General features: G+C 58.3%; 19 protein-coding genes. 10 read left to right on the forward strand and 9 right to left on the reverse strand.

Annotated elements, in window-relative coordinates; all coding sequences use genetic code 11:
- The first annotated feature begins 149 nt into the window (after window positions 1-149).
- Window positions 150-2477 carry a bifunctional acylase PvdQ gene (pvdQ, locus tag ACZRJ6_RS14910; RefSeq protein ID WP_463968563.1) on the forward strand — a complete coding sequence of 776 codons (2328 nt, stop codon included), beginning with the start codon at window positions 150-152 and terminating at the stop codon, window positions 2475-2477.
- Window positions 2478-2537: 60 nt separating this feature from the next.
- On the opposite strand, the gene ACZRJ6_RS14915 is transcribed toward pvdQ, so the two are convergent.
- From ACZRJ6_RS14915 to ACZRJ6_RS14925, 3 genes are all read right to left on the reverse strand, one after another.
- Entirely contained in the window at window positions 2538-3062 is a 525-nt protein-coding gene (locus ACZRJ6_RS14915) for an AAA family ATPase (RefSeq protein WP_463968562.1), read from the reverse strand.
- Window positions 3059-3622, reverse strand: a complete 564-nt coding sequence (gene pnuC / locus ACZRJ6_RS14920) for a nicotinamide riboside transporter PnuC (protein WP_463968561.1) — start codon at window positions 3620-3622, stop codon at window positions 3059-3061. Before pnuC ends, ACZRJ6_RS14915 begins: the two co-directional genes overlap by 4 nt.
- 161 nt (window positions 3623-3783) lie before the next feature.
- Window positions 3784-5418 carry a methyl-accepting chemotaxis protein gene (locus tag ACZRJ6_RS14925; RefSeq protein WP_463968871.1) on the reverse strand — a complete coding sequence of 545 codons (1635 nt, stop codon included), beginning with the start codon at window positions 5416-5418 and terminating at the stop codon, window positions 3784-3786.
- Between the two features lie 252 nt (window positions 5419-5670).
- On the opposite strand from ACZRJ6_RS14925, the gene ACZRJ6_RS14930 reads away from it, so the two are divergent.
- Both ACZRJ6_RS14930 and ACZRJ6_RS14935 read left to right on the forward strand, forming a co-directional pair.
- Entirely contained in the window at window positions 5671-6501 is an 831-nt protein-coding gene (locus ACZRJ6_RS14930) for an undecaprenyl-diphosphate phosphatase (protein ID WP_463968560.1), read from the forward strand.
- A gap of 5 nt (window positions 6502-6506) precedes the next feature.
- Complete coding sequence (locus tag ACZRJ6_RS14935; protein WP_463968559.1) at window positions 6507-6890, forward strand: DUF1294 domain-containing protein; 384 nt, start codon at window positions 6507-6509, stop codon at window positions 6888-6890.
- Here the strand turns inward: ACZRJ6_RS14935 and ACZRJ6_RS14940 are convergent.
- Together ACZRJ6_RS14940 and ACZRJ6_RS14945 are read right to left on the reverse strand one after the other, a co-directional pair.
- Entirely contained in the window at window positions 6879-7229 is a 351-nt protein-coding gene (locus ACZRJ6_RS14940; protein WP_463968870.1) for an MmcQ/YjbR family DNA-binding protein, read from the reverse strand. The genes ACZRJ6_RS14935 and ACZRJ6_RS14940 overlap by 12 nt on opposite strands.
- Before the next feature lie 11 nt (window positions 7230-7240).
- The gene (locus ACZRJ6_RS14945; RefSeq protein WP_463968558.1) at window positions 7241-8149 is read right to left on the reverse strand and encodes a LysR substrate-binding domain-containing protein; all 909 of its coding nucleotides are present in this window, start codon (window positions 8147-8149) and stop codon (window positions 7241-7243) included.
- Window positions 8150-8274: 125 nt separating this feature from the next.
- Here ACZRJ6_RS14945 and ACZRJ6_RS14950 point away from each other — a divergent pair, with 125 nt between their 5' ends.
- Window positions 8275-8886, forward strand: a complete 612-nt coding sequence (locus ACZRJ6_RS14950; RefSeq protein ID WP_463968557.1) for an FMN-dependent NADH-azoreductase — start codon at window positions 8275-8277, stop codon at window positions 8884-8886.
- A 226-nt stretch (window positions 8887-9112) separates the two neighbouring features.
- Window positions 9113-10150, forward strand: a complete 1038-nt coding sequence (locus ACZRJ6_RS14955) for a dienelactone hydrolase (protein WP_133102622.1) — start codon at window positions 9113-9115, stop codon at window positions 10148-10150.
- Here ACZRJ6_RS14955 and ACZRJ6_RS14960 read toward each other — a convergent pair.
- Together ACZRJ6_RS14960 and ACZRJ6_RS14965 are read right to left on the reverse strand one after the other, a co-directional pair.
- Window positions 10144-11316: an MFS transporter gene (locus tag ACZRJ6_RS14960; protein ID WP_463968556.1), complete on the reverse strand. Its 1173-nt coding sequence runs from the start codon at window positions 11314-11316 to the stop codon at window positions 10144-10146. The two genes, ACZRJ6_RS14955 and ACZRJ6_RS14960, sit on opposite strands and share 7 nt — an antisense overlap.
- Before the next feature lie 184 nt (window positions 11317-11500).
- Entirely contained in the window at window positions 11501-13090 is a 1590-nt protein-coding gene (locus tag ACZRJ6_RS14965; protein ID WP_149414063.1) for an ABC-F family ATPase, read from the reverse strand.
- A gap of 589 nt (window positions 13091-13679) precedes the next feature.
- Here ACZRJ6_RS14965 and ACZRJ6_RS14970 point away from each other — a divergent pair.
- Window positions 13680-14492, forward strand: coding sequence for a class I SAM-dependent methyltransferase (locus tag ACZRJ6_RS14970; RefSeq protein ID WP_463968555.1), 813 nt, complete (start codon window positions 13680-13682; stop codon window positions 14490-14492).
- Between the two features lie 138 nt (window positions 14493-14630).
- Here ACZRJ6_RS14970 and ACZRJ6_RS14975 read toward each other — a convergent pair whose 3' ends face one another.
- Window positions 14631-15038 carry a TIGR03067 domain-containing protein gene (locus ACZRJ6_RS14975; protein ID WP_463968554.1) on the reverse strand — a complete coding sequence of 136 codons (408 nt, stop codon included), beginning with the start codon at window positions 15036-15038 and terminating at the stop codon, window positions 14631-14633.
- 382 nt (window positions 15039-15420) lie between these two features.
- On the opposite strand from ACZRJ6_RS14975, the gene ACZRJ6_RS14980 reads away from it, so the two are divergent.
- From ACZRJ6_RS14980 to ACZRJ6_RS14995, 4 genes are all read left to right on the forward strand, one after another.
- The gene (locus ACZRJ6_RS14980; RefSeq protein ID WP_463968553.1) at window positions 15421-16764 is read left to right on the forward strand and encodes an LPS O-antigen chain length determinant protein WzzB; all 1344 of its coding nucleotides are present in this window, start codon (window positions 15421-15423) and stop codon (window positions 16762-16764) included.
- Window positions 16765-17077: 313 nt separating this feature from the next.
- Window positions 17078-17977, forward strand: coding sequence for a lipid A hydroxylase LpxO (gene lpxO / locus ACZRJ6_RS14985; protein WP_463968552.1), 900 nt, complete (start codon window positions 17078-17080; stop codon window positions 17975-17977).
- Between the two features lie 119 nt (window positions 17978-18096).
- Window positions 18097-18414, forward strand: coding sequence for a hypothetical protein (locus ACZRJ6_RS14990; protein WP_463968551.1), 318 nt, complete (start codon window positions 18097-18099; stop codon window positions 18412-18414).
- Window positions 18415-18444: 30 nt separating this feature from the next.
- Entirely contained in the window at window positions 18445-19605 is a 1161-nt protein-coding gene (locus tag ACZRJ6_RS14995; RefSeq protein ID WP_463968550.1) for a PQQ-dependent sugar dehydrogenase, read from the forward strand.
- Window positions 19606-19636: 31 nt separating this feature from the next.
- Here the strand turns inward: ACZRJ6_RS14995 and ACZRJ6_RS15000 are convergent, their stop codons facing one another.
- Window positions 19637-20116 carry a nuclear transport factor 2 family protein gene (locus ACZRJ6_RS15000; protein WP_463968549.1) on the reverse strand — a complete coding sequence of 160 codons (480 nt, stop codon included), beginning with the start codon at window positions 20114-20116 and terminating at the stop codon, window positions 19637-19639.
- Window positions 20117-20169: the final 53 nt, after the last annotated feature.

The raw sequence follows: 20169 nt of genomic DNA on the forward strand, positions 1-20169 counted from the left end.
TCGGTATCAGTTCTGTCACATTTCCACGCCAACGAATTAACGCCTGCGCTCGTTAAATTATTCCCCGCTATTACGTCTTTATGGGTGGGCCGGTATTGGCGAGATTGTCCTGCCCGGGACGGTTAATTTGGGTTGAATATGGAGTCTGCGTGATTATTTCCAACGGGTTGTCCAAGGTGTGCGTGGCGGGTGTGTTTCTTGGCTTGAGCCTTTCGGTATCAGCCCGGCAGGTGGGCGAGGTGCAGGCAGGCGAGGCAATGGCCGATATCCGCCGTACCAGTTTTGGTGTCCCCCATATCCGCGCCAGCGATGAGCGCGGGTTGGGATACGGTATTGGTTACGCGTACGCCCAGGACAACCTGTGCCTGTTGGCCAACGAAGTGGTGACGGTGAACGGTGAACGCGCCAAATATTTCGGCGCCGAAAAGTCCACCCTGGAAGAGCGCAACAACCTTACCAGCGACGTGTTTTTCACCTGGCTCAATACACCCCAGGCGGTCGCAGCATTCTGGAAAGTGCAGCCCCCGCAGATGCAGCAGCGCATCGAAGGCTATGTGGCGGGATACAACCGTTACCTGCAAGAACGTCGCACCGAGGGTTTGCCGGCGCAGTGCCAGGGCGCTTGGGTACGGTCGATTACCCCGCAGGATCTGGTCAAGCTGACCCGTCGCCTGTTGGTAGAAGGCGGCGTTGGGCAATTCGCCGAAGCCCTGGTGGGTGCCGCACCGCCCCAGAGCCACGCCGGTGTACAGAACGACACTGGTGCGTTTGAGATCGCTGCGGCGAACCAGCAGCGCTTTACGCTGGATCGCGGCAGCAACGCCGTCGCGGTCGGCGGGGAGCGTTCATTCAATGGTCGCGGCATGTTGCTGGCCAATCCGCATTTCCCGTGGATCGGTGGTATGCGCTTCTATCAAATGCACCTGACCATTCCCGGTCAGTTGGACGTGATGGGCGCCGCCTTGCCGGGGTTGCCGGTGATCAATATCGGCTTCAACCAGCATGTGGCCTGGACTCACACCGTCGACACATCCAAGCATTTCACCCTCTACCGCTTGACCCTGGACCCGAAGGATTCGACCCACTACCTGCTGGACGGCAAGTCGGTGCCGATGGAGAAAACCAGGGTGACGGTGCAGGTCAAGGAAGCGGATGGCAGCACCAAGGCGCAATCCCACACGGTCTACAGCTCGCTATTCGGTCCGGTGGTGCGATGGCCGGGGAAACTGGACTGGGACGGGCAATACGCCTTCAGCCTGAGGGATGCCAACCTGGGCAACGACCGCGTGCTGGCGCAGTGGTACGCGATGAACCGCGCCGGTAGTCTCAAGGAACTGCAAGCCTCAGTGCACACCTTGCAAGGCATCCCGTGGGTCAACACCCTGGCGGCGGATGATCAGGGACAGAGCCTGTACATGAACCTGTCGGTGGTGCCCAACGTGAGTGCGCAAAAGCTGGCGCAATGCAGCGATCCCCGCGCTGGTTTGCAGTTGATCGTGCTTGATGGCGCCCACAGTGCTTGTGCCTGGGACATCGATCCGCGTGCCGCCCAGGCCGGTATTTTTCCGGCGGATCAGTTGCCGCAGCTGGAGCGTAGGGACTATGTGCAGCACTCCAATGATTCGGCGTGGATGGCCAACCCCAAGGCCCCGCTGACCGGTTTTTCGCCGGTGATCAGCCAGGAGCAGATTGCCCTGGGGCCGCGCTCGCGCTTTGCCTTGCAGCGTTTGCAGGCGTTGGACACACACCCGATTAGCGCAGCTTCCCTGGAAAACATGGTGATGGACAATCAGGTCTACCTGGCCAGCCAAGTGATGCCCGACCTGCTGAAATTCTGTGGCGAAAGCCTGGGCGTAGATGCGCCAGCCCTGAAACCGGTCTGCGCAAGCCTGAAAAACTGGGACCAGCGCGCCAATCTTGAAAGTGGGCTGGGGCTGGTACATTTCATCAATGTGATGGACCAGGTGCAGCAAGTGCCTGAACGGTGGCGCGTCGATTTTGACCCGCAGCAACCGCAAACTACGCCGCGCGGCCTGGCCATTGAGCGGGCGCCGGTGGCCAAGGCGTTGCGTGAAGCGATGCTGGCATCGGTCGCTGAAGTTGCCAGGCAGGGGCTGAGCGAGAGCAGTCGCTGGGGCGATATCCAGGTGTCTGGCACCACGCCGATCCATGGTGGGCCGCAAGAATTGGGGGTATATAACGCGATGCAGAGCGTACCCAGGGACGACGGCAAGCGTGAGGTGGTCAGCGGCAGCAGTTACTTGCAGGTCGTCACCTTCGACGACAAGGGGCCGCAGGCCCAGGGCGTGCTGGCGTTCTCGTTGTCCAGCGACCCGGACTCAACGTATTCGAAGGACCAGACCCAGGCGTTTTCCGAGAAGAAACTCAGCCCGTTGCCCTTTACCGAGCAGCAGATTGCAGCGGACCTGCAGTATCAGGTGCGGGTGATCAGCGAGAAGGATGGGGCAGGGCGATAGAGCGTACCGACCCGGTGATCGTTCCTATGCTCTGCATGGGAGTGATCATACAAGGGGCCTTCACGCTCGAAGCAGTTGCGCCACTGCCGCGAAAGCCTTGTTGCGACGCTCCTCCCAATCGCCGCGAATCACCGCAAATGGCTGTTGATGCAGTTCCAGCCACCGCTGGCTGGCCTGGAAGAAAGCCTGGCGATCTGCCAGTTCCGGTTGGCAGCGCTGCCCGTCATCGGCCCAACCGACATCTTCCGGGGACAGCAGCAAATGCAGGTCGTAATGGCGAGCCAGCAGCTCACGGTCGAGCCATTCAGGGTAGTCGCCGAACAGTGTCTGGCTCCACAGTTTGTTGGTCAACAGGTGGGTGTCGAGGATCAATAACTCAGGCTGTTCAGCACGGGCCGTATCCTCCCAGGCCAGTTGGCCGCGGGCGATTTCAGGAATATCCGCCAGGGTAGTATCGCGCTGAAAGTGATCGATGAAATACCGAACAAATTCGCCCACCAACACCCCGCCGAAATGCGTCTGCAACTGCTCGGCCAGCCAGCTTTTACCGCTGGATTCGGGACCTGCCATGACCACCACTTTCATGTGCGCAACGCCGGATCAACCCGCCATTCCCGCCAACCCTGCACGGCGATCATGGTGAACAAGGCGTAAAGGGCCGCCGTGAGGTACAGACCCTTATAGAGAAACAATCCGACAAAAATCACATCGACGGCAATCCACAACGGCCAGCATTGCACGCGTTTCTGCGCCATCCATATTTGCGCCACCAGGCTGAAACCGGTCAAGGCTGCGTCCAGCCAGGGTTGTGCGGCATCGGTCCAATGCGCCATGGCGGCGCCCAGCAACAGGCTACCTACCGCGCCAATCGTCAGGTGCAGGAGGATCGATTGGGCGCCAAGGCTGGTCACCTGACGACCCTGTTTAACCTCGCCGGCCCGTGTCCATTGCCACCAGCCGTAGAGCTGCAGCCCGGCGTAGACCACCTGCAGCAACATGTCCGAATACAGCTTTACCTCGAAAAAAACCCAGGTGTAGAGCAATACCATCACCAGGCCGATGGGCCAGCACCAGGGGTTCTGCTTGACTGTCAACCAGACGGCGATCACCCCCAGGGCGGCGGCAAACAGTTCAAGCCCGGACATGAAGATTCCTTGGGATATTCGAAGAGGGGGGCGATTGTAACCACAGGTGGGCTTGGCGCAAAGGTATGCAGAGAGGTGCTCGTTGCGGCAAAGCGGGCCTGTTGTGGCAAAGGGGCTTGTTGTGGCGAGCGGGCAAGCCCGCTCGCCACAGGGGGCTGGCGCTAGACCTTGAACTGGCGCAGCAACCCGTTTAACTCCTCGCTCAAGCCCTTCAAGTGCGTACTGGCAACACTCGATTGCTGCGCCGCCAGTGCCGTACTGTGAGAAAGCCCAGCGGCTTGGGTGACGTTCTGGTTGATATCTTCCACCACATGGGCCTGTTGCAGGGTGGCGCTGGCAATCGAGGCGTTCAGGCCATTGAGGTTGCGCAGGGCCTGGCCGATGGCAGTCAGGCTGGCACCGGCCTGGCCGGCTTGTTCGATGGTCAGTTGTGATGCCTGGTGGCTGTCGCTGATCACCTGGACCGCCGCTTCGGAATGGCCTTGCAGGCGCTCGATCATGCTCTGGATTTCTGCTGTGGATTTTTGTGTGCGCTGGGCCAGCAGGCGCACTTCGTCGGCGACCACGGCAAAACCACGGCCTTGTTCACCCGCGCGGGCCGCTTCGATGGCGGCGTTGAGGGCCAGCAGGTTGGTCTGGTCGGCGATGGAGCGGATCACCTCCAGTACGCCGCCAATCTGGGTGCTTTCCGAGGACAGGGTACGGATCACCTCGACCGCCTGGCTGATGGTGTTGGACAGTGCATCAATCTGCTGCAGGCTGCCGTCGATATTGACTTGGCCTTGCTCGGCCTGGACCTGGGCGTCGCGCATTTCGCTGGCGGCATGCTCGGCATTCTTGGCCACGTCCTGCACGCCATAGGTCACTTCATTGATGGCAGTGGCCACCAGTTCCATTTGCTGGGACTGTTGCTGGCTGCGGTCATGGGCGGCGCTGGCATTGCTGCCCAGCTCTGAGGACGACTGGCCCAGGGCGTTGGCGCAGGTCTGCAATTGGCTGACCACCTGGCGTAGCTTGGTGGTGAAGCTATTGAAGTGCCGGGACAGTTGGGTGACTTCGTCCTGGCCGTGGGTGTCCAGGCTGCGGGTCAGGTCGCTTTCGCCGCTGGCGATATTGGCCATGGCGTTCACTGCTTCCTGGAGCGGCCTCACGATGCTGCGGGCGATCAGCGACACCAGCAGGGCCATGATCAGGGCAATGCCCAGGCCGATGATCGAGGTCTTCCACACCTGGCCCTGAAACTGGGCTTGCACGTCATCCACGTAGACGCCTGAACCGATGATCCAGCCCCACGGCTGGAACAACTGGATATAGGAGGTTTTTGCCACTGGGTCAGCCGCGCCGGGTTTTGGCCAGCGGTAGTTGACCATGCCGGCGCCCTTGGCCTTGGCCAGGCTGACAAACTCGTTGAACACGGCAAAGCCGTCCGGATCACGAATAGCCGATAGGTTCTGGCCATCCAGCTTCGGGTTGGCTGGGTGCATCACCATCATTGGCGACAGGTCGTTGATCCAGAAATAGTCGTCATGGTCGTAACGCAGGCCACGTACCACGCTCAAGGCTTGTTTTTGCGCCGCGTCTCGGGTCAAGACGCCGGCGGTTTCGAGGGTGTGGTAATACGTCAGTATCCCGTTGGCGGTTTCCACCACATGCTGGGTCTGTTGGCTCTTGGCCTGATACAGATCGTCATGGATCTGCTTGAGCATCAGCAAGCCTAGGGTCAGCAGCATTAACACGGCGACTATCAGGATCAGCCAGAGGCGCCGGCTGATCGACATATTGCGCAAGCTGTTCATAGTCATGTCACTCCGTGCTCTTATAATTGTTGGCGCAGTAATCGACTGCCCAAGCGATAACGCGAAGCGAAATTCGGGCTTGTCTGATAGGCTTTCGGCCCGGAATCAAAAAACCTGAGTCCTGCTGATTTTTCACAGAATTTTTGCAGTTCGGCCTTGATCCTGCGCGCTGCGATTTTAGCGTGCTCATCGTTAGTGAACGTCTAGAAAATATCAACGAGGCATGCGGTCGCATGACCTTATGGGGGAATAATGGATCTTTGGACTGCCGTACAGGCATTGATACTTGGAGTTGTCGAAGGGCTGACGGAGTTTTTGCCGATCTCCAGTACTGGTCACCAGATCATCGTCGCCGACTTGCTCAACTTCGGTGGCGAACGGGCCATGGCGTTCAACATCATCATCCAGCTCGGCGCCATACTCGCGGTGGTCTGGGAGTTCCGACGCAAGATCCTCGATGTGGTCATCGGTTTGCCGACCCAGCGCAATGCCCAGCGTTTTACCATCAACCTGTTGATCGCCTTTATGCCGGCAGTGGTATTGGGGGTGATTTTTGCCGATATGATCCACGAGTATCTGTTCAATCCGATCACCGTGGCCACCGCGCTGGTGGTGGGCGGCATCATCATGTTGTGGGCTGAACGCCGGCAGCATGAAATCCACGCCGAAAGTGTCGACGACATCACCTGGAAAGACGCTTTGAAAGTCGGTCTTGCCCAGTGCCTGGCGATGATTCCGGGAACTTCACGTTCCGGCTCGACCATCATTGGCGGCCTGCTGTTTGGCCTGTCACGCAAGACCGCCACCGAGTTCTCGTTCTTCCTGGCAATGCCGACCATGGTTGGCGCGGCGGTGTACTCGGGCTACAAGTACCGTGACCTGTTCCAGCCGGATGACCTGCCGGTGTTCGCCATTGGTTTTGTCACCTCGTTCATCTTCGCGATGATCGCGGTCAAGGGTTTGCTCAAGTTCATCGCCAGCCACAGCTACGCGGCGTTTGCCTGGTATCGCATTGCCTTCGGCCTGCTGATCCTGGCTACCTGGCAGTTCGGCTGGATTGATTGGGCTGCAGCCAAGGCGTGAATAGCATGAACATCCAGCATCCACGCTTCAAGGCCCTGGTGTTTGTGCTGTTGTGTGCCGTGCCGCTGTTTGGCTCGGCATCGCTTGGGTATCGCGGTGTTTCGCTGATCCCGCTGGTGGCCTATGGCGCGGTCAGCGTGGTCACGTTTTTCCTGTACTGGAGCGACAAACGCAAGGCCCGCAGCGACAGCTGGCGTACCCCGGAAAAAATCCTCCATACCCTGGAACTGGCTGGCGGTTGGCCGGGTGCGCTGATTGCCCAGCAGGTGTTTCGTCACAAGACGCGCAAGGTGTCTTATCAGGTGGTGTTCTGGTTGATCGTCTTGCTGCACCAAGTGTTCTGGATCGATCAACTGTTCCTGGGTGGCATGCTGCGGTCAGTGTTCTAGTAAAAGCCCGACCTGCGTGCGCTTGGGCAGCTTGCTGACCACCAGTTGGTGCGAGCGTTGCAACAAGCCACGCAGCTCCTCGCCGCCCAACGGGTAGGGCGCTTCCATGATGATCCATTGCGCCCGAGCCAGGTAAGGCGCCGGGTGAATCCCTGGGCGGTCCACATGGCCGAGAAATAGCTCCTTGTCGACCTTGAACGCGAGGGACTCGCCCCGCAGGTTCTGCAACGCAAACATCTTGTTTCCGGCAATCGAAAACACCCGCACGCCGCCCCACTTGTAATCCTCTCGGGCACCGGGCAAACCCAGGCAAAAGCGTGCGACATCTTCTTCAGTCATTTTCTTCGCGCTCATAGCTGTCGCTCTCCACAACCTTTGAAGGCATGATCCAAATAGTCGATCCAGGCGCGTACCGCCGGTGACACACCGCGCCGATGCGGGTAAACAGCTTGCAGCCAGCCGCCGGGCAGTGACCATTGCGGCAACAGTTGCACAAGCTGGCCGCTTTCCAATTCCTGCTCGCAATACATCATGGGTAGCACGGTAAAACCCAGGCCGGCGAGGGTGCTGGCCTTGCGTACGACAAAGTCATCGATGCCTAGCCGCGCTTCCATCACCAAATCGCAACTGTTGCCGTCGGGATCGAGCATGCGCAGGTGGACCATGCGGTCGGCTTCCAGTGCGCCGAGCACCGGCAGTTGCTTGAGGTCTTCCAGGGTATTGATCTGGCGGTTGCGCACAAAGTCGGGGCTGGCGACCATCGCGGTCTGTGCCTGGCGCAGACGGCGGGTTACCAGCAACGGGTCTTCATCCCCCAAGTCCCGCACGCGCAGGGCGACGTCGATACCTTCGGCCACCAGGTCGACGCGGCGATTGATCAGCATCATTTCCAGCTGCACCAGCGGATACGTCGCGAGGAATTCGGCGACGACCGTGGGCAGGATTTCGTGGGCCAGGCCTACCGGGCAACTCACCCGCAGGCGGCCCCGAGGCTCACTGGACATGCTGGCGACGGCTTCGTCGGCCATTTCCGCTTCCTGCAGCATCGCCTGGCAGTGCACCAGGTAGCGTTCGCCGACGGCGGTCAGGGTCAACTGGCGGGTGGTGCGTTGCAATAAGCGTGCGCCAAGGCGTTCTTCCAGCTCGGCAATGCGCCGGGACAGCCTTGATTTCGGAATGCCCAGCAAGCGCCCTGCGGCCGCGAAGCCACCGGCTTCCACCACCTTGGCGAAATAGTAGAGGTCATTGAGATCTTGCATGGCGCGCCTATTGTCCTGTCAGTAGGACGAACTATCGCATTTTAACCCGCTAATCGGCTATTGGATTCATCTGTAGGATTGTCAGCACTTGATCGCCCCGTGCGATCCTCACTTGGAGATCCCACATGAAACTCTTGCATATCGATTCCAGCATCCTGGGCGACAACTCGGTGTCCCGTCAGTTGAGCGCTGGCGTGGTCAAGGCCTGGCAAGCCGCCGAGCCAGGTATTGAAGTGACCTACCGCGACCTGGCCAGCGATGCCATCAGCCATTTCTCCGGCGTCACCCTGGGCGCACTGGGCACCGCCGCTGAATTGCGTGATGCCGTGCAAAAACACGAAGCCGACCTGAGCGCATCGACCTTGGCTGAATTTCTCGCCGCCGACGCCGTGGTGTTGGCTGCACCGATGTACAACTTCACCATTCCGACTCAGTTGAAAGCCTGGATCGACCGTATCGCCGTTGCCGGCCAGACCTTCCGCTACACCGAAGCCGGCCCTGAAGGCCTGTGCGGTAACAAGAAGGTGATCATCGTTTCCACCGCAGGCGGCCTGCACGCCGGCCAGCCTACTGGCGTGGCTCACGAAGACTACCTGAAAGTGCTGCTGGGCTTCCTCGGTATCACCGACATCGAGTTCGTCCGTGCCCACGGCCTGGCTTACGGTGACGAAGTGCGTGGCAAGGCGCTGAACGATGCCAATATGCTGATCAGCGAGCAATTGTTCGTCGCTGCGTAAGACTTGTGTAAATTTCACCGAGGCTCGATATCAATCTGAATCGAGCCGTCTAAACTCTGTATTCTGGTGGCCTGAAAGCGGCCGGAGTACGGAGTTTTTTTGTTTTATCCGGGCGGATTTGGCTCAGGTTATGCAATCCAAGGTCATATCACCCGAGCCTGAGTGCCATGGTCATGGTTTTTTTCAATCGACACACAGGCGTCACGCAACAAAGGTGGACATCCCCATGATGCGTCTTTGTGCAGTCTTGCTTCTTTCTTTGTTCGCCAGCCTCGTTTCAGTGCAGGCCGCGCCAGCGCCGCACCCTCACTGGAGTGTGGGCTATCACCGCATGAGCTTTCTCGATCCGCTGGATTTACAGCCGATGAGCGCTATAGCCTTTTACCCGTCCACCGGCCAGGAACAGACCAGCCAAGTGGGCGCCTATCGCATCGCCGCCACGCAAGACTCCAGGATTGCCATTGGCCGTTTCCCGATGCTGATGCTTTCCCATGGCAACACCGGCACACCGCTGGCCCTGCATGATTTGGCCACGTCCCTGGCGCGCAAGGGCTTTGTGGTGGTGGCGGTGTTGCACCCCGGTGACAACTACAAGGATCACAGCCGCCTGGGCACCTTGAGCAATCTGTATGGACGGCCGATCCAGATTTCCGAAGCGATCACCGCAACCCTGGGCGATTCGATGCTGTCGCCCTTCGTCAACGTCGACCAAGTGGGAGTAATCGGCTATTCGGCAGGGGGTGAGACAGCACTGATCCTGGCGGGTGCCAAACCTGATTTAGACCGGCTGCGGCGCTATTGCCAGCAACGTCCCGAAGACCGTGACGCCTGCACCACCAAGGGCGAGCTGATTGTTGATCGCGATGACTTGCAGCCCCAGGCCGACTCACGGATCCACGCTTTGATGCTGATGGCGCCGCTGAGCTTGATGTTCGGCCGTCATACCCTGGCCGATGTGCATGTCCCGGTGCTGCTCTACAGCGGCGACGGCGATAAGCTGGTGGCGGTGGACAAGAACGCAGCTGCCCTGGCGCGCAAGCTGCCGGCACCGCCGGACTTCAAGTTGCTGGCCGGGGCAGGGCACTTCATCTTCATGGCGCCCTGTGATGACGATCAACTGGCGGCCATGCCAACCGTGTGCACCGATGCCGATGGTGTCGACCGTGAAGGCATTCACCGCAACCTGATCTCCGAGGCCGGACGCTTTTTCAGCCACGCTCTCGGGCAATCCAGCCGTGCCGGCATGCAGACGGCGGATCAGTAGGCTCGGCGCTTGAGCAGCAAGGTCAGGCCAAGGCCGGTGACCGAAAGCAGGGCGGCAAAGAAGAAAATCCACGAATACCCCAGGTTCAACGCCACCGCGCCCATCAGCGGCCCGGCAATCGCCAGCGCCAGATCGAAGAACACTGCATAGGCACTCAAGCCTGCGCCGCGACTGCTGCTGGGCACCTGCTTGATCGCCTCGACACCCAGCGCCGGATACACCAGTGACAGGCCAAAACCGGTCAGCCCCGCGCCAATCAGCGCGACGCCGGTGGACGGTGCCAGCCAGAGCAACACCAGGCCCACGGTTTCGAGGGTCATGCACGCAATTGCTGCGGTAAACCCGCCGAAGCGGTTGATGCTGGAGATGAACAGCAGCCGGGAAACGATGAAGCAAATGCCAAATACCGTCAGGCACCACGCGGCGCCGGTCCAGCCACGGTTCAGGTAGTACAGGGTGATAAACGTGGTCAGGGTGCCGTAGCCAATCGATGCCAGGCATAGGCTGGCGCCGAAAGGGGCAATGCGCCCAAACACTGCCCAGAACGGCAAGCGCTCCCCGCGGACCACCGGTACCGACGGTTTGCTGCGGATCAGCAGCAGGCCCAATGCCGCCAATACGAACAGGGCCGGTCCCAGGCTGGTGTAGCCGTATTGGGCAACCATCACCACCCCCAGCGGTGCGCCAATGGCAATGGCGCCGTAGGAGGCGATCCCGTTCCAGGAAATCGAGCGTGCGGTGTGTTCGGCGCCGACCTGGCCCATGCACCAACTGATGGTACCAACACCGATCAAGCCTTGGGCCACACCCAGCAATAGTCGGCCGACGATCAGGATGCTCAGGCTCAACAGGGGTGTGCCGTCCAGTAGTGTGGCGATCCACGTCAGCACACCGCTGATCAGAATGCCGCTCAAGCCCAGCACAATCGCCCGTTTGGTTCCGACAGTGTCTGACATGCGCCCGGCCATGGGCCGACTGAGCAGCGTCGCCAAGTATTGCGAACCGATGGTCACTCCGGCGATCACGGCGCTGAAGCCCAGTTGCTCGTGAACATAACCGGGGATCACTGCAATAGGCAGGCCGATGCAGATGAAGGCGATGAAGGTGTAGAACACAATGGAGACGATCTGCAGGGTGATCGACAGTGAACTGGGGGAGGCGGGCATGGGAGCTCGTTCGCGTGCAGGCGGTGAGCGCATCATGGCGTGGGTGTAGGAGAAAAGAAAGCTGGCTAACTAATTTGTGCTGTACCTGAGGGCCTCGACGCAGCCTAGGCCAGAAAAGCAAAAGCCCCGTCACAATGGACAGGGCTTTTGCTTGCAGCTTGCAGCTAAGAGCTAATGGCTGCCCTTAAAACACCACACCCTGGCTGCGCAGGTAATCGTCATAGGTGCCGCTGAAGTCGATCACGCCACTTGGGCTCAGCTCGATGATGCGGGTGGCCAGGGACGAAACGAACTCACGGTCGTGGCTGACGAAGATCAGCGTGCCCGGATAGTTTTCCAGCGCCAGGTTCAGCGCTTCAATGGATTCCATGTCCAAGTGGTTGGTCGGTTCGTCCATGATCAGCACGTTAGGCTTTTGCAGGATCAGCTTGCCGAACAGCATGCGACCTTGTTCACCACCGGAGATGACCTTGACTGACTTGAGGATATCGTCGTTGGAGAACAGCATGCGGCCCAGGGTGCCGCGAACTACTTGTTCGCCTTCCTTGGTCCAGCGGCCCATCCAGTCGAACAGGTTGGATTCATCTTCGAAGTCCGAAGCGTGGTCCTGGGCGTAGTAGCCGATTTCTGCCGCATCGGTCCACTTCACGCTACCGGCATCCGGGCTCAGCTCATTGACCAGGGTACGCAGCAGAGTGGTCTTGCCGATACCGTTCGGGCCAATGATCGCCACGCGCTCGCCGGCTTCAACGTTGAAGCTGAAGTCTTTGAACAGTGGCTTGCCATCAAAGCCCTTGGCCATGCGTTCGACGATGACCGCCTGGCGATGGAGCTTTTTGGTCTGCTCGAAGCGGATGAATGGACTGACCCGGCTCGACGGCTTGACTTCGGCCAGGTGGATCTTGTCGATCTGCTTGGCACGGGAGCTGGCTTGCTTGGATTTCGAGGCGTTGGCCGAGAAGCGGCTAACAAATGATTGCAGCTCGTTGATCTGAGCTTTCTTCTTGGCGTTGTCCGACAGCAGTTGCTCGCGGGACTGGGTCGCCACGGTCATGTACTCGTCGTAGTTGCCCGGGAACAGGCGCAGCTCACCGTAGTCCAGGTCGGCCATGTGGGTGCAGACACTGTTCAGGAAGTGACGGTCGTGAGAGATGATGATCATCAGGCTCGAACGTTGGGTCAGGATATTTTCCAGCCAGCGGATGGTGTTGATGTCCAGGTGGTTGGTGGGCTCGTCGAGCAGCAGTACTTCCGGATCGGAAAACAGTGCCTGGGCCAACAGAACGCGCAATTTCCAGCCTGGAGAGACTTCGCTCATCGGGCCGTTGTGCTGCTCGATGCCGATACCCAGGCCCAGCAGCAGTTCACCAGCGCGGGATTCGGCGGTGTAGCCGTCCATCTCGGCGAACTCGGTTTCCAGCTCGGCGACGGCCATGCCGTCTGCCTCGGTCATTTCCGGCAGCGAATAGATTCGGTCGCGCTCAGCCTTGACCTTCCACAGCTCCTCGTGCCCCATAATCACGGTGTCGAGCACGGTGAATTCTTCATAGGCGAACTGGTCCTGGCGCAGTTTACCCAGGCGCACGTTCGGCTCCAGCATGACCTGGCCACCCGACGGCTCCAGATCGTCACCGAGAATTTTCATGAAGGTCGACTTGCCGCAACCGTTGGCCCCGATCAGGCCATAACGGTTGCCAGCGGCGAACTTGACCGAAACGTTCTCGAAGAGCGGCTTGGCGCCGAACTGCATGGTGATGTTAGCTGTGGAGATCAATTACTTTACCTATCAATGGGTTGCGACAGCGCTGATGGCGCCTGGACCATTCCTGGGGCATTCCGGGACTGGACCAGTCTGAGCATGAGCTTGGGCCAGCGGGCATACGTCGACAGCGACATCAAGGCGTGAAGCCCAGTCGCTGAGCAGAATATATGGGTGCATGTTGGAATTTGGCGCGCATTGTCGCATATGTGGGGCGCGAGTTGTATGGCGGGGTGGAGTGGATGTTGAGGGCAGTTCTCTTACTAGGCGTTTTGCCCTGCCAGGCGAATGCAGCGAAGGTCAATCCTGTGTGGTCTGGTCCTTGAAGGCAAAACAGCGGAGCTTGCGGATAGATATCTCACCAAGTTCGACGAAAACTCCTACAAAATCAGCGTAACTGCATCAAGAGATGTCGGATGGTCAGATTTTTTCAGTTTCGTATTGATGACAGTTGAACATCTCAAGGGCCTCGCTTATTTTGCGTTTGTTCGCCCTACAGTGATGGCTCTTTACCGGTTCAGGGATGGCGAGGCTTTCGCTGTAGGGCGAACCTCTTCATGTCGCAATGACAGAAAACACCCTATAAGCGTCAGGTGCAAATGCAATGGAAATGCTTTCAGCTCAACAGGCAATCTCCAGCAACAAGGACGCCTGGAACGAATCCGCCAAACACCATAGAGGCACCGACAACTGGCAGGCTCTGCGCGCTGCTGTTGGTAAACCCGATTTTTCGTGCCTGGACCCAACGCTTACTGCACTAATGCTTCAGGTCGGCGTCAAGGGTAAGGACGTGGTGCAATTGGGCTGCAATAACGGGCGTGAAAGCCTGTCACTGTTTGGCCTTGGGGCTCGTGCCGTGACAGGTGTGGATCAATCCGAGGCCTTTCTTCAGCAGGCTCGGGAGCTGGCGAGTGAATCGCCTCATGCCCCTGAATTTATCGAGTCCGATATCCATCATCTGCCAGAACAGTTGCAGGAGCGCTTTGATGTCGCCCTGATCACCATTGGTGTGCTGGGCTGGATGCCGAACGTTGCACTGTTCATGTCCCATGTCGCCAGCACACTGAAGACGGGCGGCACCCTGGTGATTTACGAGACTCACCCCTTTCTGGAAATGTTTGACCCCAAGGCTGATAACCCGATGCTGCCGGTCAGCTCGTACTTTCGCCGTGAGCCTTTTGTGTCCCAGGAAGCCATCGTCTATGAAGGGAACGCCGAAAGTGCCCAAGCGACTTCCTACTGGTTTGTGCATTCGATGGGTGACATCGTCAGCGGCGCTATCAAGGCGGGCTTGCAGATCAGCGATATGAGGGAGTACCCGCACTCCAATCGCGAAGAACTCTACGACCAATATGAGCATCAGCCTGCGCAGTTGCCAATGTGCTTCACCCTGACGGCCATCAAACGCCCGGTTTGAGGTGCAATCGAAACACAAAAAAAAGCCCGCTGGGGGGCGGGCCAAGGGATTCACTTGAGGAGTAGGTTTCACCCTATAGCGGCAAAGGTGAAGAGTTTGTGAAAACGATGTCGCAAGAACGGATGCCCGATCCCCTCACTATTTACGTACGAAGGTGCGCATGGTTTGCCCCCGCTCGGTGCTGAAATACGTCGGCCTTGGCATGCCCTCATCGGCGGCAATAAACACAAAGTGATCCCCCTCCAATCGATAACTCGCCAGCAATTGCTTGCCCGCATCGGCGCCCATTGAGTCCACCCAGATGATGGTCTTGGGCGTCGTACAGGCGTCGAGGGTAAAGCTGCCTGCCAGTAACACCTCGCCGCCAAGGGTAACGACCCGAAATTGATCGCCACTGATGGTAGTCAGGGCGCCGGGAGCGCTGTGTTCATCTACCGGGTTGATCACGCCGCTGTCTTCCAGTGCGGTCTGTTCCCATTCTCCCTGGAGAGCCAATTGGTCATGGTGGCTGGCGCCGTGGGAAGGCTGGCTTGAGGGGGATGACATGCAAAATTCCTTTTTTATGAGCCGTTAGTTGCGGGGGAATTCAACAGCGATGAAGCAAATTTTTGAGAAAGCGCTCAAAAATGAGTGTTGGATGGGGTTTTTTCCTTTATTGGCGGACATTTGACACGATTTTGACATACGTTAAGCAAAATGCTCCGCTGCTTGTCGTCTACGCTCATGAATCTCGGGTATGACATTTGTATGTCTAAAAGGAAAAAATCTTCACGGGCCTGGAATTTTTTCTATGAAGGGAGGGTCGGATGACCCGTCGGCGCGACTGCGTATGTCCGGTGTTCAGGGCGTTGTCCCTGTTTTTTCAGTCGGTTATAAAGATCTAGCGTGTTTTGGGCGTTGCGTGTCCACTTTTTAGGGTGTAACAATTTTGAATAAAACTCCCCAGCTCCAAACTCATGCTGCATCGGACGAAATTGATTTGTTTGAACTGTTTCACTCTATCTGGCGGCAAAAGAAACTGGTTATTGGCTGTACGCTTTTCGCGGGGCTTGTGGGAGTTGGCTACGCATTCTTGGCGCCACGGGAATATCAGGTCAGCAGCGTTCTGCGCCCGGCGGCGATCAACGAACTGGACGCGCTAAACCGTTCTGAAGTCTATAAGTTGCCGCCTGCGGATGCGCTGGCCAAAGTAGGTACGCAACTGGATTCCTACGAGGCTCGTTTGAGCTTTTTCAAGGCTAACCAAGCCTTGTTCAAGGAATTTCAGCGGCCGGGGCAGAGCCTTGAGCAGAGTTTCGAGGCGTTTAATCGCGACTCTATCAAGCTGATTTTGCCCGATCCGAAAAAATCCGATTCTCTGAGCAGCTATATCCGCCTGGAGTTGCAGTACCCCACTGATATTGACGGGGTGGCGATTCTCAACGGGTTTGTCGACTACGCAGTTGCCGCTGAGCGTGAGCAAGTTGGCGCCGATCTTAAAGTGATCGTCAACAATCGCCTCACTGAACTCAAAGGCAAGATTGACGCCGCTCGCTCCAATTACGAAACCGACAAGGCGTCGAAAATCGCCAAGCTGCTGGAGGGCGACAAGCTCAAGCGGGCGCAGCTGGAAGACGAACTCGGCGCATTGCGTCTGCAGATGAAAATGGAACGCTCCAATCGCCTGGCGGAGCTGGCCGAGGCGATCTCGATTGCCAAGTCCATGGGCATCAAAAGCCCGACGACGCCGTCGTCCATGGCTGATGCGGGGCGCAGTGGCTCAAGTCAGGTCATGCGTACCGAGGTCAACAATCAGCGGATTCCGCTGTACTTCATGGGTACCGATGCCCTTGAGGCCGAACGCACCGCGTTGCAACAACGCACCAGCGACGACTTCACCAACAGCCGCGTTGCCGAAATTGGCAAGGAGCTGCAATTGCTGGAGGTCAACCGCCAGGTTGAGGTGCTGAATAAGCGTGGGAATGAAGATATCTTCCTGCAGGATGTTGAGCCCTTGCGTGCCGAAGTGGCGCGCTTGCGAAGCCTGAACATCGATATGAGCAGCTTGAAACTGGTGACGATCGACCGTCGCGCCCAAGAGCCGCTAAGCCCGATCAAACCGAAGAAAATCCTGGTGGTGGCCCTGAGCCTGGTGGCCGGCTTGGTGCTGGGGATCATGGTTGCACTGATTCGTCATTTCATCCTGATGCGCCGGGAAGCGGTACCGTACTCGCCGTTGGATGATCATCGTTTTTCCCGCCGTGAGCGCAAGGATGATGAGCCTCTGAGCTGATCAACTCGCGCCGCCCATAGGGTCGGCGTGAAGATCCCGGGCTGCTGCCTCGCAGCCCGGCGCGATACCGGCTAGCTCACCTTCGCAGAACTTCCTTCGATCACAGTTGCTGCGCACCTTTTCACAATTCATAGTTAACCTTTGGTTACAGTCTATGGCTAAAATAACAGCCAATGGTCATGGTCAGGATTGTCACCGAGCCTGCCGTATTGCCTGTTTGCCGAATTGTGATTTCAGGAGCTGCTTATTTAATCCTCGGCCGTCGTGGGCACGCAGGAGCAGCCGGTTCTCTTCTGACTTGTGACGAATTCCCTTGAAACTCATCATTGTTGCTCTCTACGTTGTCTCCATTGCGTATGTACACCTGCGTGGCCGGGTGCGGCATACGCTGGGCCGCCAATTAAGCGATCACTCGACCTTCCTGGCTCCGATTAATTGCTTTCTCTACCTGTTCTCCAAATTGCCCAGCCGGCCCTATCTGTCGCCCAGTGATTTTCCTGACCTGAGCCCGCTTCAGGAGCATTGGGAAGAAATTCGCCAGGAAGGCCAGAACCTGATGCGGGCAGGGGAGATTAAGCGCTCGGACCAATACGACGACGTGGGTTTCAACTCGTTCTTCAAGTCGGGCTGGAAACGTTTCTACCTAAAGTGGTACGGCGACAGTCATCCGTCCGCCATGAAGTTGTGCCCGCGCACTACCGAGTTGGTGCAAGGCATCAGTTCGATCAAGGCCGCGATGTTTGCCGAGTTACCACCGGGCTCCAAGCTGGTGCGCCATCGAGACCCGTATGCGGGTTCCTATCGCTACCATTTAGGCCTCGATACGCCCAACGACCCGGGCTGCTACATCGACGTTGACGGTGAAAGCTACTACTGGCGTGACGGTGAGCCGGTGATGTTCGACGAGACCTACATCCACTATGCGCAAAACACCACGCAACAGAACCGCATCATTTTGTTCTGCGATATCGAACGGCCGATGAAATACCGCTGGGCCGCGGCGTTCAACCGTTGGTTCAGTCGCAATGTCATGGCGGCGGCCGGTTCGCCCAATGAAGCCGGTGACAAGACCGGTGGTTTGAACCGTGCCTTTACTCGACTGTACAAGATCCGCTTGCGGGGCAAAGAGCTGAAAAAGCGTAATCGCACCCGCTACTACCTGGAAAAGTGGGCGATCTTTGCCGGTCTGGCAGCGATTTTTCTTCTGGTCTGAGATCACCTGTCAGAAAAGTCGTGTTACACCTGAAGAGAAACTATTTAGTTACCAAAGCCGAACCCTGGGCGTAGCGTGTTATCGAAAGCAGGTATTCCTCGCCACAGAGAGGCTTTGTCATGAACACCCATGTGCGCAACCTTGCAGTACTGGCGTTGGGCCTCGCGCTGACCTCGCTGGTACAGGCGCAAAATCTGCCTGGCAACAACAATCCCTACAACAGCCCCATTCATCGGGCCAATCCCAACAGCATGCAGGGCACCCAGCCCAATTCCCCCGCCATTCGTGGAACCAACGTCACTCCGGTGCCTCGGCCACCGACCCTGGAAAATGGCGGGATCGGTAACCGTTACCCACAGCGCGATGCCGCGCCCACTCGTCCTGCAATCCAACCGCAGGCGCCGACCCGTGACGCCAATGGCAATCGCCAGCCTTGAGTGTGTGAACCGAAAAAGGAACCCCACGGTATGTTTCTACGCAAAACCCTTTTAGCGACGTTCTGCGCCAGCGCCTTGTTGCCTCTGATGTTTCCTGTTTTCGCTGCCGATACCCAGCAGTTTCCCAGCGAGCAGGGCAGTGTCACTGCTACCCCTATTGTCAAAGGCCTGGACCATCCGTGGGCGGTGGCGTTCCTGCCAGATAAGCAGGGCTTCCTGGTCACCGAACGGCCCGGTCACCTGCGTTTTATCAGCGCAGACGGCAAGTTGTCGGCGCCCTTGAGTGGTGTACCGCAAGTATGGGCCAAAGGGCAGGGCGGTTTGCTGGATGTAGTGCTGTCGCCGGACTTCAAGCAGGATCGGATGGTCTACCTGTCCTATGCCGAAGGCGGCGGCAAGGGTGGCACCGCTGGCACTGCTGTAGGGCGCGGGCGCCTGGCCGACGACCTGAGTGGGTTGAAGGACTTCCAGGTCATCCTTCGCCAGGAACCCAAGCTGTCCACCGGCAATCACTTCGGTTCGCGGCTAGTGTTTGATCGCGATGGCTATCTGTTCGTAACCCTTGGGGAAAACAACGACCGTCCTACGGCCCAGGACCTGGACAAGTTGCAGGGCAAGGTCGTACGAATCTTCCCCGACGGGCGTGTGCCGGACGATAACCCGTTTGTTGGCCAGGAAGGTGCCAGGCCCGAAATCTGGTCCTATGGGCAGCGTAATCCTCAAGGCGCCGCCCTTAATCCGTGGAGCGGCACGCTGTGGGAAAACGAGCACGGCCCTCGCGGTGGTGATGAAATCAACATCATCGAACGGGGCAAGAACTACGGTTGGCCGTTGGCGACCCATGGCATCAACTATTCCTTGCTGCCCATTCCCGAAGCCAAGGGCAAGACAGCCGAAGGCACCGTCGCGCCTCATCATGTGTGGGAGAAATCACCGGCCATCAGCGGCATGGCGTTCTATGACGCCGACCGCTTCAAGGCTTGGCAGCACAATCTGTTTATCGGCACATTGGCCAGCCAGGAGTTGATTCGCTTGCAGTTCGATGGCGACAAGGTGGTGCATGAAGAACGCTTGCTGGGGGATTTGAAAGCGCGCATACGGGACGTGCGGCAGGGACCGGATGGCTTTTTGTATGTCCTGACGGATGAGGATGACGGTGTGCTGTATCGGGTTGGACTGAACCAGGATTGAGCCGCAAGCTTGAAACTTGCGGCCACGCCACCTACAGGCCGAGCTCCGACAATCCCGGATGATCATCCGGGCGCCTGCCCAACGGCCAATGGAACTTGCGCTCGCGTTCCTTGATTGGCATGTCGTTGATGCAGGCGTGGCGGTTGGACATCAGGCCGTTATGGTCAAATTCCCAGTTCTCGTTGCCGTAGGAGCGGAACCAGTTGCCGGAATCATCGTGCCATTCGTAGGCATAACGCACGGCGATGCGGTTATCGGTGAACGCCCACAGCTCCTTGATCAGCCGATAATTCAACTCCCTGGCCCACTTACGCGTGAGGAACCCCTTGGCCTCTTCGCGAGTCTTGGCGAATTCGGCTCGGTTGCGCCATTGGGTGTCCAGGGTATAGGCCAGGGATACCCGCTGTGGGTCCCTGGAGTTCCAGCCGTCTTCGGCCAGGCGGATCTTCTCAATCGCTGATTCGCGGGTGAATGGCGGCAATGGTGGGCGCACTTCAGCATCGGATGACATGTGATTGCTCCTGAAGAAAGTCTAGGTTCAAACCGACGTTGCGTGGATCAATA

It is taken from the genome of Pseudomonas sp. C321, assembly GCF_055407105.1.